The sequence below is a fragment of the Amycolatopsis sp. NBC_00345 genome (genome assembly GCF_036116635.1).
Taxonomy (GTDB): Bacteria; Actinomycetota; Actinomycetes; order Mycobacteriales; family Pseudonocardiaceae; genus Amycolatopsis.
Genome location: NZ_CP107995.1, coordinates 10177810 through 10192084, shown reverse-complemented (window position 1 = coordinate 10192084; position 14275 = coordinate 10177810). Strand labels below are relative to the sequence as shown.

General features: G+C 71.0%; 10 protein-coding genes and 1 pseudogene. 5 read left to right on the top strand and 6 right to left on the bottom strand.

Features of this window, described 5'->3' with window-relative positions; all coding sequences use genetic code 11:
* Positions 1–48 precede the first annotated feature (48 nt).
* Positions 49–870, bottom strand: coding sequence for an RCC1 domain-containing protein (locus OG943_RS46570; protein ID WP_442874852.1), 822 nt, complete (start codon positions 868–870; stop codon positions 49–51).
* Between the two features lie 370 nt (positions 871–1240).
* On the opposite strand from OG943_RS46570, the gene OG943_RS46565 reads away from it, so the two are divergent.
* Positions 1241–3130, top strand: a complete 1890-nt coding sequence (locus tag OG943_RS46565; protein WP_328607262.1) for a DUF6801 domain-containing protein — start codon at positions 1241–1243, stop codon at positions 3128–3130.
* Positions 3131–3628: 498 nt separating this feature from the next.
* Here the strand turns inward: OG943_RS46565 and OG943_RS46560 are convergent, their stop codons facing one another.
* Entirely contained in the window at positions 3629–4915 is a 1287-nt protein-coding gene (locus OG943_RS46560; RefSeq protein ID WP_328607261.1) for a helix-turn-helix domain-containing protein, read from the bottom strand.
* Positions 4916–5246: 331 nt separating this feature from the next.
* Here OG943_RS46560 and OG943_RS46555 point away from each other — a divergent pair, with 331 nt between their 5' ends.
* Both OG943_RS46555 and OG943_RS46550 read left to right on the top strand, forming a co-directional pair.
* On the top strand, positions 5247–5969 hold the full coding sequence (locus tag OG943_RS46555) for a hypothetical protein (protein ID WP_328607260.1): 723 nt from the start codon (positions 5247–5249) through the stop codon (positions 5967–5969).
* The gene (locus tag OG943_RS46550; protein WP_328607259.1) at positions 5970–6359 is read left to right on the top strand and encodes a GntR family transcriptional regulator; all 390 of its coding nucleotides are present in this window, start codon (positions 5970–5972) and stop codon (positions 6357–6359) included. It abuts the gene before it with no gap.
* A gap of 159 nt (positions 6360–6518) precedes the next feature.
* Here OG943_RS46550 and OG943_RS46545 read toward each other — a convergent pair whose 3' ends face one another.
* From OG943_RS46545 to OG943_RS46535, 3 genes are all read right to left on the bottom strand, one after another.
* A complete protein-coding gene (locus OG943_RS46545) occupies positions 6519–7322 on the bottom strand; it encodes an arginase family protein (protein ID WP_328607258.1) in 804 nt (267 codons plus the stop codon).
* A 121-nt stretch (positions 7323–7443) separates the two neighbouring features.
* A complete protein-coding gene (locus OG943_RS46540) occupies positions 7444–10821 on the bottom strand; it encodes a pyruvate carboxylase (RefSeq protein WP_328607257.1) in 3378 nt (1125 codons plus the stop codon).
* Between the two features lie 142 nt (positions 10822–10963).
* Positions 10964–11857, bottom strand: a complete 894-nt coding sequence (locus OG943_RS46535; protein WP_328607256.1) for a S8 family peptidase — start codon at positions 11855–11857, stop codon at positions 10964–10966.
* A gap of 173 nt (positions 11858–12030) precedes the next feature.
* Here OG943_RS46535 and OG943_RS46530 point away from each other — a divergent pair, with 173 nt between their 5' ends.
* The gene (locus tag OG943_RS46530; protein ID WP_328607255.1) at positions 12031–12369 is read left to right on the top strand and encodes a DUF4288 domain-containing protein; all 339 of its coding nucleotides are present in this window, start codon (positions 12031–12033) and stop codon (positions 12367–12369) included.
* A 5-nt stretch (positions 12370–12374) separates the two neighbouring features.
* On the opposite strand, the gene OG943_RS46525 is transcribed toward OG943_RS46530, so the two are convergent.
* A complete protein-coding gene (locus tag OG943_RS46525) occupies positions 12375–13598 on the bottom strand; it encodes an erythromycin esterase family protein (RefSeq protein ID WP_328607254.1) in 1224 nt (407 codons plus the stop codon).
* Positions 13599–13629: 31 nt separating this feature from the next.
* Here OG943_RS46525 and OG943_RS46520 point away from each other — a divergent pair.
* A pseudogene (locus OG943_RS46520) lies at positions 13630–14226 on the top strand (TetR/AcrR family transcriptional regulator); the annotation flags it as partial.
* Positions 14227–14275: the final 49 nt, after the last annotated feature.

Genomic DNA, 14275 nt, shown 5'->3' with positions numbered 1-14275 from the left:
GCACGAAGCGGGGGCGACCACCACGGTCGCCCCCGTTTTCGCATGCGGTCACTGGCAGACGTTCAAGTCCTGTTTGAGCACGAACGTGGCCCCGTCGCCCGCGGAGGCGCCGAAAATCGGGGCGCACGCCGAGGGATCGCTCTCCCCGGAGATGTCGGATCCCCAGAGGACGATCGTGCCGTCGGCCTTCACCGCGACGTTGTGGTTCCAGCCGGCGTCGATCGCGACCACGCCGGACGTCGCTTCGGCAGGCACGTCGACCTGGTGGAAGTTGTCCCGTCCCCAGGCGATGACCCCGCCGTTCTTGAGCGCCAGGCTGTGGTCGTAGCCGGCCGAAATCGCGCTGACGCCGGACGCCGCGGCCGCCGGCACCGTCGTCTGGCCGTAGGTGTTGTTGCCCCAGGCGAGGACGCCGCCGTTCTTCAGCACCAGGTTGTGGTCGCCGCCCGCGGAAATCGCGCTGACGCCGGACGCCGCGGCGGCGGGCACGTCGGCGCGCGAACCCCAGCTCACCACCTGCCCGCCCTGCTTCAGCGCGAGACTGTGCACATTGGACGTCGCGATCGCCGTGACCCCGCTCGCGACCGACGTGGGCAGGTCCGTCTGGGCGTACCAGTCGTTGCCCCAGGCGTAGACCTTGCCGTTCTTGAGCGCGAGCTCGTGCGCCCAGCCGGAGGCCACCTGCGCGACGCCCGACGTGAGCCCCGCGGGCACCTCCGTCTGGCCGAAGTTGTTGTCGCCCCAAGCGAGCACGCCGCCGTTGCGCAGCGCGAGGGCGTCGACGCCGCCGGCCGACATCGCCGTCACGCCGTCGGCCGACTCCGGCGGGATGGCGAGTGTCACCGTGATCGCCACGCCCCAGCCGAACACCCCGCCGGTGGGCGCCGCGGCGGCGACCCCGGTCGTCCACAGTGGCGCGACCACGGCCAGCGCGGCGCCGAGAACGACGCCGCGGCGCGGGATCCGTCGGTAACGGGAGACACCAGACACAGCAGCCTCTTTTCTCCTGGCCATTTTTCGCCGATGCTTCCAGCCGGTCCGAGGCCGGTAAACCGCGGCGGATTTCTTTGTCACCCTGCTACGAAAACGCCCCGCCGGGCACGCAGGATCGGACAACAAAAGCGGCCCCCACCAGGGCGTCGGCGCCGGGTCTTGTCACCCGCTGAACCCACGGGTAACTTCGACTCCGGCGGAGCGTGAATGCGTTTGCCCGCCCGGAAAATGGGGCGGTGGAGCAGCGGTGGCACTTCGTTTCCGGCAGCGGACCCGGTCACTCGCGGTGCTGTCGGCCCTGGGCGTCCTGAGCGCCGCCGGCGGCGTGTTGACGGCGGCCGGCTCGGCCGCCGCGCCGGGCCCGGACAAGACGGCCACCCACCAGGCGAGCGCGACCGTGGCGATGACGTGTCCCCTCGCCGGCCCGGTCCCGCTCACCATGCGCACGACCGCGACCCTGCCGGCGTCGGTGAAAACCGGTCAGACGCTGTCCATCAACGACTTCACCACCACCTTCACCCTGCCCCACGCCGTCGCCCAGACCCTGACGACGACCGGCAACCTGGCGGGCGGCCTCACCTTCGGCCTCACGGTCCACCGGGACGGCAAGAAGGACACCATCCCCGTCCCGATGACCTTCGCCCCCGCCGCCGTGCCCCCCACCGGCGACGTCACCCTCACCGCCACCGGCCAGGCCCCCGGCCTGGCACTGGACACCCCGGGCGCCGTGACCCTGGACGTCACCGCCCCAACCCTCGCCCTCTCCCCGGCCCCCGCGGCTACGGGCACTGGTTCCGGACCGGGCACCGGCACCAGCCCCGGAACCGGCGCTCCGGGCACCCCGTCCGGCAATCCGCCTGGCACTCCCAGCGCTCCCAGCAGCGCCCCCGGCAACGTCCCCCCTGCCAACGGCTCCCCCGACGCAGGCACCGGCACCGGCACCGGCTCAGCCGCCGCAGGCTCAGTAGGCACTGGTTCAACGGCCATCGGCTCGGCAAGCACCGGCACCGACGCAGCCGCCACCGGCTCCGCAAGCACCGGCTCCGGCTCGGCAGGCAGCGGCACCAACTCAGCCGCAGCAGGTTCCGCAGCCGCAGGCTCGGCAAGCACCGGCTCCGCAGGCTCCCTGTCCGGAACCACCAACGCCGCCAGTTCCGCCCGCACACTGACCACCGGCACAACCCCCACCGCCGGAACCGGCTCCAGCACGGGCGGCGGCTCCGGGTCCGACACAAACCCCAGCACCCCCGCCACCGGCGAACCTCCGACGACGGGCACCACTCCTCCCACCGGAAGCTCCCCCACCGGCACCCCGCCCGCGAAACAGGTGACCTGCACCCTGGCCCCCGACCAGCCCACCTCGCTCGGCACGCTCGTGGTGCTGCCCGGCCAGGGCATGGCCGGCGGGGTCAGCGCCCAGGACGAGAGCGACGAGCCGCTGACGATCGTGACGCCGCTGGTCCTGGTCCGGATCGTCGCCAGATCCACGGTCGTGCGCCTGGGCGCGAACATCACCAGCACGCCGACGGCCCTGCTCAACGGCATCTGGACCATCCGCCTCGACCCGAACACGGGGATCCCGATCGACAGCACCGTCTCGGGCACGACGTCGTTCAAGCCCCAGCAGTCCACCTTCCTGGGCTTCGGCTTCGTCCCGGTGACCGCGACGGTCGAGTTCCTCCCCGTCGATTACCGCAACGCCAAGCAGATCCCCATCAACGGCACCATCACCAAGGACGCGAGCAACGTCTCCATCCTCACCAGCCACATCGACGTGATGGCCCGCCTCAGCAACGCCAAGGTGAACGGCCAGCCCCTCGACGTCGGCCCGGACTGCGTCACCTCGGAGCCCGTCGGCCTCGACCTCCGCGGCCCCTACGAGCCCCTGGGTGTCGGCTCCATCGGCACCGATCCGAACTCCCCGGACCCCAAGTTCCGCGGTTTCACCCTCCCCCCGTTCCGCGACTGCGGCGCCACCGAACCCCTGAGCCCGCTCTTCACCGGCATGGCCTCGGGCCCCGGCAACCAGGCCCATGTCGAAACGCTGAACCTGGCCGAGTGCACGAACCCGGACCACACCCAGTGCCCGCCGGACCCGAACCTCCCGCCCGCGCAGACCGCCAAGTCACCCCGCTAACCCATCCCGACCCCGAATCCACCGGCACAGGCCACGCCTCTGCCCCGGTTAGTCGAGGATCCACCGGCGCAGGCCCCACTGGTCCCGTAAGCCAAGGGCCCACCGGCACAAGCCGACCCATCGGCCCCGCCGATCCCCGACCTCAGCACACCGCCGAATAGCCCCAGTAGCGTCGCCGTTCCCACCCGGGCCGCACCGCCACAGGCCGCGAAATCGCCTCGCCGGCTTCACCGGCCCCGCCAGTCCCGCCAGTCCCGCCAGTCCCGCCAGTCCCGCCAGTCCCGGCGACCTCTCCGCTCGACGGCCCCGCCCCGGCGCCCGTCAGCCTTCCAGCGCACCCCGGCCAAGAGGCCCGCCCTCGCCAACCCCGCCGCCGGTCAGCGGCGTCGCCTTACCGCGGCGAATCGAAAACCCTCCGCGAACCCGCTGCTCCGCAGAACAAGATCCAGCGTCGCCATTCCGCGGCCACTGCCGGTCCTAGCAGCTCAGGAGCCGAGTTCAGCGATCGCTCCACTGTGGGCTTCTGCGCGGCGACGGCATCAGCTCGCCCACGGGAATGCCGCCCACCCAGGATTCGCCGGCCAGCGGACGATCCGGGGCACATCCGCGCAGCACCAGTTCCAGCTCGAAGCGAGCCGACGGATCGCGCAGGCGGTCGCCGAACGTCGCCTGCAGCTGGCGCATGCGGTAGCGCACCGTCTGGGGGTGAACCTGGAGGCGTTCGGCGATCTCGACGACGTTGCCCTGGCTGTCGAGCCATGCCCGCAGCGTCTCGAGAAGACGGTCCTGCTGCTTGTCCGTCATTTCGGCGAGCGGGGCGAACAGACGGGTACGCAGCAGCGTGACCAGCGCGGTATCGGAGTTCACGAGCAGCGCGGCCAAGTGCTCCTCGGCGCGGATCACGCGCTGGCTGGGGATTCGCCCCCGATCGGCGAGAACCAAGGCGGCTCGGGCCCAGCGCAGCGAATCCGCGAGGCTCTCCAGTGGCACGCACGGCCCGATGGCCAGGCAGTGGTCCGGCAGCGCCGCCTGCAACGTCGCCAGCCGCGCGCCGCCGACCGGTCCCGGGACGACGATGCGGGGCTCCACGCCGTCGAGTTCGGCCAGCACGTCGGAGTCCAGCGTGACGCGCCGGCGCGGATGGGCTTCGAGCAGCGGCCGGACGGCGATCGGCGACACCAGCTCCGGCACCGCCCAGCCGGTCAGCTGCGCGAGTTCCGCCACGGCCTTCGCCGGGGCCGCCGGGACCTCCAGCAGCAGGCCGAGCAGCTTTCGCCGCCACGTCTCCAGCGCGCCGGCCGTCCGGGCCTTCGCCTCCAGGTAACCGTCGAGGGCCACCGACGCGAGCTCGTCCATGAACGCCAGCATCGCGTCCGCCAGCTGCGACATCACCGCCGACGAAAGGCCACTGCGCCGCCCGACCCACATGATCCGCCGCCACGACACCCGCGCGCCGACGCGGTACGCCGACTGCAGCGTGTCCAGGCTGCGGCCCTCGCGCATCTCGTTCTGCCCGAGCCGGTGGTGCACCTCGTGCGACTGCTCCTTGGACACGCTCGGGTCGGCGATCTGCGCGACGAACAGCGTGATCGCGTACTCGACGCCCGCCCGGATTGACTTCCCGTACGGCCCGTCGAGCGGCCGCGCATACGCCGGGATCGTCGCCTGGATCTCGTCGACGATCTCTTCAGAGAGACTCGCGAGTTCAGGGCGCAAGATCTCGGCCAGCTTCCGGGGCAGCGCCGACGGCGGCACAGGATGATCGAGTCCGCGCTCCACCGACATCGCAGCTCCTTTGCCCGCCCCGGTTCCCGGCCGTCGCCAAGGCGTGGCCGGACACCCCGCGGCCATCGAGGGGTGACACCGGACACATCGAAAAACCAAGCCCAAACGTGTCACCCCTCGCAGAAGAAACCGATTTCTTGTCGCGTTCGTGACAAGTTCACGGGATGCGGCCCGCACTTTCCGATAAATCTCCCCCGGCTGCCGCGAAAAGTACGTACGAACGGACGAACCCGCGCGTCGCCCTCCAGCGGCAGCGAAACGGACGGCCTCGCCCGGCACAGCGCACCGCAGCCTTGTACCATCCATTTGATACAAGGCTGGAGGTTCCACCATGCAACTCGACAACGCACTGGCCGTCGCACTGGTCTGCGGTCTGTTCGGCCTGGTCATCCTGATCGTGCTGTGGCCGGGTGAACGGCAGGGCGTGCGCCTGCTCGCCAAGTGGGGCCTGCCCGAGGCGACGCCGGACCAGGTCGCGATGGCCGTGCGTTACCTGCGCCGCCGCCGGTTCTGGTACCCGTGGCTGTTCGTGGGCCTCCCCCTCCTGCCGCACGCGGGCGACCTGCAGGACTCCAATGGCGGCGGCACGATCGTCGTCACCCTCCTGCTCGGCGCGCTGATCGCCGAAGTGTTCGCCCAGCGGCCGGCCCGCACGCCACGACGCGAAGCCACGCTGACGACCCGTCGGATGACCGACTTCGTCCCGGTGTGGGCGCTCGTCGTCAACCTCGTCGCCACGCTCGCCGCCGTGGTGCACCTGGCCATCCTCGGCCAGTGGACCCTGCTCGGCATCACCGTCGCCGCCAACGCCGCGGCCTGGCTGGTGGCCATGCTCGCCGTCCGCCGTCCGGCCGAAGGTGACTCCGTCGTCGACCTGGCGCTGCGCTGCCGCAGCGCGCGCGTCGCCATCGGCCTCGGCACGGGTATGTGCGCCATGACCGGCTGGACCTCCACCAATCTGTCGTCACTCGCGGCCTTCTTGGTGACAGTCATCGCGTTCCGCGCGATCGCTGCCCCGCCGGGGAAGCTGCCCGCGGCCGCGGCGGCGAAATAGATGCCGCTGCGAGTGGTGGTCGACGCCGACAACGGCGTCGCACCCTGGCGCCAGGTGTACGACCAGATCGTCCGCGCGATCACGACGGGCGCGCTCGCGCACGGCGCCAGACTGCCGCCGATCCGCCAGCTCGCCCGTGACCTCGGGCTCGCCTCCGGCACCATCGCGCGCGTCTACCGCGAGCTCGAAGCCGGTGGGCAAGTCGCCACGGGCCGTGCGAAGGGAACCGTCGTCACGGGTCCGGCCGAACAGCCGAACCGTGCCGAATTGCTTCGCGAGGCGGCCGCGGAGTTCGCCGCCCGAGCGCACGAACTCGACGCCGGGCCGGCCGAAGCCGTCGACGCCGTCCGCACGGCGCTGGCCGCGATCTCCTCCGAACGCGGCAGCTGACAGTCCGATCCGAATCCGAGCCGGCCGGCGTGGTTTCCGCCGTGCGACGACCGATCCGCGTCACGGCCTCGGGCACACCTCCTTTGGGCCGCACACGCGTGCGTGGTCGTTTACCTGCAAGGACATCGGGACGAACAGCCGGCGTTCCACGCCGAGGGCTCAAGCCCGCATCAGCAACCTCCCCACTGCGGCGACAACGGGCTCGAGAACGTTCAGTTCCGCGCCCGTGCCGACGCACTCCGTGATCCCCGCGCCGACGACGTCCATTTCGGACAGTCCGTCGAGCGCCTCGACAAGCTCAGTGATCGTCAGCCCGCCCGGCTCCGGGTAGTTCAGTCCGCCGAACTCGGCCGGGTCCAGGACGTCCAGGTCCAGGTGCAGGTACACCCGATCCGCGCCGCTCGCGCGCAGCGTCCCGGCGACGTCCTCGGTCCGCACGGCCAGCCCGCGGGTGACCGCGTCCTCCTCGGCCGCGTCGAATGCCCGCGCTCCGAACAGCGCAACCCGGCCGGGCTCCAGCGCGGGGCTGGCCGCGAACGACGCGTCCCCCTCGCCGAGCAGCGACCGCAGCACCATCCCGTGGAAGGCACCGGACGGCGACGACTCGGCCGTGTTCAGGTCCGCGTGCGCGTCGAACCACGCGACGCCCAGCCCTGCGCCGTAACGGAATCGCGCGACCCCGACCGGGATCAGCTCGACGCCGCAGTCGCCGCCGATGGTCAGCACCGGACCGCCCGGCGCCTCCAGCGCGGCCAGCTGCGCCGCCCGGTTCGGGCCGGTGAGCACGGCCCGGTTGGCGACGCCGTCGACCGCGCCGGACGTCGCCGTGTCCTGGCGGACATGGCGCACCGGCAGTTCGAGCACGTGCCCGGCCAGTTCGGAAAGCGCGAGGCAGCCGTGGACCAGCCCGGATGCTCTCGGACCGATCGCGCCCTGCCACTGCGGCACCGCGTTGATCAGCATGCGGCCGACGTTAGCGCGGGCACGGCGCGGAGCACGAGCCCAAAACGTCGCGAACGGCCCTTTCGCTACGCAGGGGAGCGAAAGGGCCGTTCGCGACACTGAAAGCTGGCGCCGCGGCCGATTACTCGAGCACGATGAGGAGGTCCCCGCCCTCGACCTGCTGAACGGAGGTGATCGCCAGCCGCCCGACCTTGCCCGCCGTCGAAGCGGTGATGGAAGCCTCCATCTTCATGGCCTCGATCGTCGCCACCGTCGCACCGGACTCCACCTCGTCGCCCTCGGCCACCTGCAGCGTCACCACACCGGCGAACGGCGCGGCGATCTGCTTCGGGTTCCCCTTCTCGGCCTTTTCCGTGGCCGGGATGTCCGAGGCTATGGAGCGGTCCCGGATCTGGATCGGCCGGATCTGGCCGTTCAGCGACGACATGACCGTGCGCATCCCGCGCTCGTCGGCCTCACCGATCGCCTCCAGCTCGATGAGCAGGCGGACACCCGGCTCCAGGTCAACCGCGTACTCCTCACCGGGGCGCAGACCGTAGAAGAAGTCCTTGCTGGGCAACACGCTTGTGTCACCGTACGCCTCGCGGTGGGTCTGGAACTCCTTCGTGGGGCCCGGGAACAGCAGCCGGTTCAGCGCGCCGCGGCGGTCGTCCGTCAGCTCCTTGCGGTCCTCTTCGGACAGTTCCGCCACCGGCTTGGCCGCCGAACGGCCCTCAAGAGCCTTGGTGCGGAACGGTTCCGGCCAGCCGCCCGGCGGGTCGCCGAGTTCGCCGCGCAGGAAGCCGATCACGGAGTCGGGGATGTCGAACTTGTTCGGCTCCGCCTCGAAGTCCTCGGGTGACACGCCCGCGCCGACGAGGTGCAGCGCGAGGTCGCCGACCACCTTGGACGAGGGCGTCACCTTCACCAGGTGGCCCAGGATCTTGTCCGCGGCGGCGTACATGGCCTCGATGTCCTCGAAGCGGTCGCCCAGGCCCAGCGCGATGGCCTGCGTGCGCAGGTTCGACAGCTGCCCGCCCGGGATCTCGTGGTGGTACACGCGACCGGTGGGCGACGCGAGGCCGGCTTCGAAGGGCGCGTAGATCTTGCGGACGCTCTCCCAGTACGGCTCCAGGTCCCCGATCGCCTGCAGGTCGAGTCCCGTGGAGTGGTCGGAGTGGTCGGTGGCCGCGACGATCGAGCCGAGCGAGGGCTGCGACGTGGTGCCCGCCATCGACGAAACGGCGCCGTCCACCGCGTCCGCGCCCGCCTGGATCGCGGCGAGGTAAGTGGCCAGCTGGCCGCCCGCCGTGTCGTGGGTGTGGATGTGCACCGGGAGGTCGAACTCCTTGCGCAGCACGGTCACCAGCTTCGCCGCAGCGGGCGCGCGGAGCAGTCCCGCCATGTCCTTGATCGCCAGGATGTGCGCGCCGGCGCCGACGATCTGCTCAGCCAGCCTGAGGTAGTAGTCGAGCGTGTAGAGCTTTTCGCCGGGGTCGGACAGGTCAGAGGTGTAGCAGAGCGCGACCTCGGCGACGGCGGTGCCGGTCTCGCGGACGGCCTCGATCGCCGGCCGCATCTGCTCGACGTCATTGAGCGCGTCGAAGATGCGGAAGATGTCGATGCCGGTGGCGGTCGCCTCCTCGACGAACGCATGCGTCACCTCGGTCGGGTACGGCGTGTAGCCGACGGTGTTGCGCCCGCGCAGCAGCATCTGCAGGCAGATGTTCGGCACGGCCTTGCGCAGCTGGGCCAGCCGCTCCCACGGGTCCTCGGCCAGGAAGCGCAGCGCGACGTCGTACGTGGCGCCGCCCCAGCATTCCAGCGAAAGCAGCTGCGGCACGGTGGCGGCGACCACCGGCGCGACGGCCAGCAGGTCCTTCGTCCGCACCCGCGTCGCGAGCAGCGACTGGTGCGCGTCGCGGAACGTCGTGTCCGTGACGCCGAGCAGCGGCGACTCGCGCAGCCAGCTCGCGAAGCCGACCGGGCCCAGCTCGGTGAGCTTCTGCTTGGAGCCGTCGGCCGGCTTGAAGCCGGCCGGGATCTTCGGCAGCTTCGCCGCCGCCTCCGGGGTACGCGGGCGCTCGCCGTGTGGCTTGTTCACCGTCTGGTCGGCCAAGTAGGTGAGCAGGCGCGTGCCGCGGTCGGCGGAGTGGCGCGCGGTGAGCAGGTGCGGGCGCTCCTCGATGAACGACGTGGTGACGTGGCCTTCGCGGAAGTCCGGGTCGTCGAGGACGGCCTGCAGGAACGGGATGTTCGTCGCCACACCGCGGATACGGAACTCCGCGACGGCGCGACGGGCGCGGCCCACGGCGGTCTTGAAATCACGGCCGCGGCAGGTGAGCTTCACCAGCAGCGAGTCGAAGTGGGCGCTGATTTCCGTGCCGGAGAAGGCGGTGCCGCCGTCGAGCCGAATGCCGGAGCCGCCCGGCGAGCGGTAGGCGCTGATCATGCCCGTGTCCGGGCGGAAGCCGTTGGCCGGATCCTCCGTGGTGATCCGGCACTGGAGTGCGGCGCCGCGCAGGTAGATCTTGTCCTGCGAGAGGCCGAGGTCGTCGAGGGTCTCGCCCGCGGCGATCCGCAGCTGGGACTGCACGAGGTCGACGTCGGTGACCTCCTCGGTGACCGTGTGCTCGACCTGGATCCGCGGGTTCATCTCGATGAAGACGTGGTTGCCCTGCTTGTCGAGCAGGAACTCGACGGTGCCGGCGTTGCGGTAGCCGATCTGGCGCGCGAACTTGACGGCGTCGGCGCAGATCCGGGCCCGCAGCTCGGGATCGAGGTTCGGCGCGGGCGCCAGCTCGACCACCTTCTGGTGGCGGCGCTGGACGGAGCAGTCGCGCTCGTAGAGGTGGATGATGTTGCCCACGCCGTCGGCGAGGATCTGTACCTCGATGTGCCGCGGTTCGACGACGGCCTTCTCCAGGAACACCGTCGGGTCGCCGAACGCGGACTCGGCCTCACGCGCGGCGGCTTCGATGGACTCGCGCAGCTGAGCCGGCTCCAGGACCCGCCGCATGCCGCGGCCGCCACCACCCGCGACGGCCTTCACGAACAGCGGGAAGCCCAGGTCGTCGGCCGCGGCCACGAGGGCGTCGATGTCGCTCGACGGCTCCGACGAGCCCAGCACCGGCACGCCGGCCTCGCGCGCTGCCTTGACGGCGCGGGCCTTGTTCCCCGTGAGCTCGAGGATGTCGGCGGAGGGACCGACGAATGTGATCCCCGCCTCTTCGCAGGCGCGGGCCAGGTCGGGGTTCTCCGACAGGAAGCCGTATCCCGGATAGACGGCGTCGGCGCCCGCCTTCTCGGCGGCCGCCACGATCTCGTTCACCGAGAGGTAGGCGCGCACCGGGTGACCCGGCTCACCGATCTCGTAGGCCTCGTCGGCCTTCAGCCGATGCAGCGAGTTGCGGTCCTCGTGCGGGAACACGGCGACCGTGCCCGCTCCCAGTTCGTAGCCAGCGCGGAACGCCCGGATGGCGATCTCGCCGCGGTTGGCCACCAGCACCTTGCGGAACATGCCCGGTCCTTCCCGTTTCGGATCGGTAGTGAAGGCACGTTACCCGGTTCTTCCCGCTGTCCGGGAGCCGTTGTCCAGGTGATGGACATCATGCGCGCCGACCTGGGTGCATGATGCGGGGAGTTCCGCTCCCCCGCAACAGTCAGGGCTTCGCGGCAGGCAGGGTGCAGAGGAGCCGGTTGGCCGTTCCCGTGGGCACGTTCTTGAGCACGTCCGGGGTCGCCGCCTGCACCAGGGCCGTGGCAACGTCCGCCGGCGAGGCGTCCGGGTGCTGCGACCGGTAGAGGGCGGCGGCGCCCGCCACGAAGCCCGCGGCCATCGACGTTCCGGAGAGAGTGCCCACATTCGACGAGCCCGCGAGCGGCGCCGGGATGTCGACGCCCGGCGCGTACAGGTCCAGGGGCTGGCCGAAGTCGGAGAAACTCGCCACCTGGTCCTGGACGTCGCTCGCGCCGACAGTCAACGCGGTCGGCACATGCGCGGGCGAGATCTGGCTCGCGTCCACGCCGCCTTCCCCCGCGGGAACCGCCACGGGCATCACGGCGGCGAGGCCGGTGACAGCGTTGTCGAGCTTCTCGTTGGGCACGCCGCCGATACCGAGAACGGCGACCGCGGGCTGGTGCGCGTTCTGCGTCACCCACGTGATGCCCGCGATGATGTTGTCGGTGGAGCCGCCGCCGTCCTTGTCGAGCACGCGGACCGGGAAGATCTGCGCGCCCTTGGCGACGCCGTAGCTGCTCCCGGCGATGATGCCGGCGACGCGCGTGCCGTGGCCGTTGGTGTCGGAGGTGTCGGCACCGCTGGTGAGAAAGTCCTTGCCTGGCGCCACCCGGCCTTGGAGGTCCGGGTGCTTCGCGTCGACACCGCTGTCGATCACGTACACGGTGACGTCCGAGGCGTCGGTTTCGTAGTGGTACTTCTGGTCGAGGCCGGTCCGCTGGTCGATCCGGTCGAGTCCCCAGTTCGGTGGGTTGGCCTGGGTGCCGCCGGCCGCCAGCGCCGGCGTTTGCACGCCCGCCACCAGCAGAAACGCCATTGTCGCCGACAAGAGACCACGCGCCGTCCGATTCCGCATGACTGCGTCGTATCCCGGTCGCCCGTGGGCGGCAACTCGACATCACCCGATGGGCTGGTCCGTGTTTGACCGAAACAGTTTGCCCTCGCGACGGCTCGTGGGGACAGTGGTCGGCAACCTGGCGAGGGGGAGCAATGAGCAGGACTGAGCCGTACATCGCCGTTGTCCTCTACGAGGCGACGAGCGATTCGCCGACGCACGAACCGCTGTACCGCGAGGACGTCGTGCTGATCCACGCGGCCGATGAAGACGCCGCACGCGAGGCCGTTCGCCGGCGTGCGGAGGGCGAGACGGGCAGCTACCGCAACGAGCACGGCGAACTGATCACGTGGACGTGCAAGCGGGTGGTGGACGTCGCGCGGACGCTGGCGGACGACCTGACCGGCGACGCCGACCTGTACGCCCGGCATTTTCGCGACTTCACCGCGTACCGGCAGTTCGAGCCGCTGCTGTCCGGTGACGCGCTCGACTGACGCTCCTAAGCGGACGGGACGTTGCCGCTGACGGACATCCGCGGCAGGTGGACCAGCGCGTCGAAGGCCTGCACGACGTCAAGCGGTGTGAACAGGTGGGCGTGCCGCATGCTCGACGGCCCCGTGACGCCCTTGGCCCGATTGGCGCGCAGGTCGACAAGACAGGAACCTGGCTCGGCCAACGCGGCTTCCACGCTGCCTTCCGCGGGCGGCGGCAGCTCGTCCTCGTGGACGCGGAAGCCGAGGCGCTTGCTGTCGTCCGGGGTGAGGCCGGTGGTGGTGCCCACGCCGGCGGTGACGCCGAGGGCGAAGTAGTCGTCGCCGAGTTCTGCCGCCAGGTGGGTGCCCGCCGAGGGGAAGCGCATCGACGGCATCGGCGCGAACGGCACGCGCTGCAAATGTCCGTTGTGGACCATCACGATGATCTTCTCGCCCTCGCCATGGAGGCGCCGTAGCAGCTGGACGGTCGAGGCCATGTACGTGTCACGCGAAGAGCTCACGAGCTCGGGCGCCGCGCCGGACATCATTACCGCCAGCTCGCGCAGGTAGGTGTCGATGCGGAGCGCGCCGGCCGCGTGGTGCTCGGCGATGGCCTGCGCGTGAGGGTCCCCATCGCCGCGCTGCCGATACACCGGCGCCAGCGAACGGAGGTGCGAGACGAGCACGGTCAGCGCCGCCGTCGCCGCATCGCGCGCGGGCGCGGCCATTGCCGCGTAACGGCCAGGGGCGACGGCGCTGCTTACCGACGCGTACGGCTTCGAAGCGGTGAGACCGGCCTCGACCAGGGGGAGGACGTCCGGGTCGATCTCTTCCAGATACCGCCGCACGGCGAGCAACGCCGGGACCGGCGAGCCTCCCGAACTCGGGACGTCGAGGCCCGCGTAACGGACCCCGCCGTGCCCGCGCAGCCAGGTGAGCATCTCGTGCATCTCGGGCGAGTCGCCGAGGCTGAAGGTGAAGCCGTCACGGGCGATGTCGGCAACGTCACCGGGACCACCGCGCAGCCATCCGTCGACGAGCTGTCCCTCGGCGAATCCCGACTCGAAGCCCAGCACGGTGAACCCGCGCTCCGTCACGAGGTGCCGCAGGAGCTGGTTGCGCAGCTCGCCGAACTCGCGGATGTGGTGGTTGTTCTCGCCGATCGCCACGACGCGCGCGTCGCCGATCAGGTCCGCGATCGGAGTCACGTCGTTCGGCGAAAAGGGCGTCACTGAGTCGAGGTCTGGCATAGTGAGCACACTAACGCAACGGGAGTCGCAATTGGCAACCGAATTAGCCGGGACTCGCCGACCGGGTGGCCGCACGGAGCGAACCCGCGTCGCCGTGCTGCACGCGACGCTCGACCTGCTCGCCGAGCGCGGCTTCGTCAACCTGACCGTGGAGGCCGTCGCCGAACGTTCGGGCGTGCACAAGACCACGGTGTATCGCCGCTGGGAGTCGACGGACGGGCTCGTCGCCGCCGCGCTGCAGATGGGCGTCGAGGACGCGTGGACGGCGCCCGACACCGGCTCGCTCGCCGGCGACCTGCACGAGATGCTGGCGGAGGTCGTCCGCTACTTCACCGACCCGGCCCTGCGTGAACTGCCGACGGCGTCGGTGCTGGCGGCCTTCCACTCGGCCCGCGCGGCCGAGGCTCTGCACGCGTTCTACCAAGACCGGCACGGCCGTTGCGCGGTGATCGTGACGCGCGCTGTCACCCGCGGTGAGGCCCCCACCGGCACCGACCCAGCGGAGGTCCTGCGCGCGGCGAGCGGGCCGATCTTCTACCGCCTGTTCATCTCGCGGGAGCCCGTGACCACCCGCGACGCCCGGATCGCCGCGGAGGCCGCCGCGGCCGCCGCCCGCGCGGGAGTGTTCGCCACGGATTCGCCACCGAACGACGACACCGCCGCTGGTGCTGGTGCTG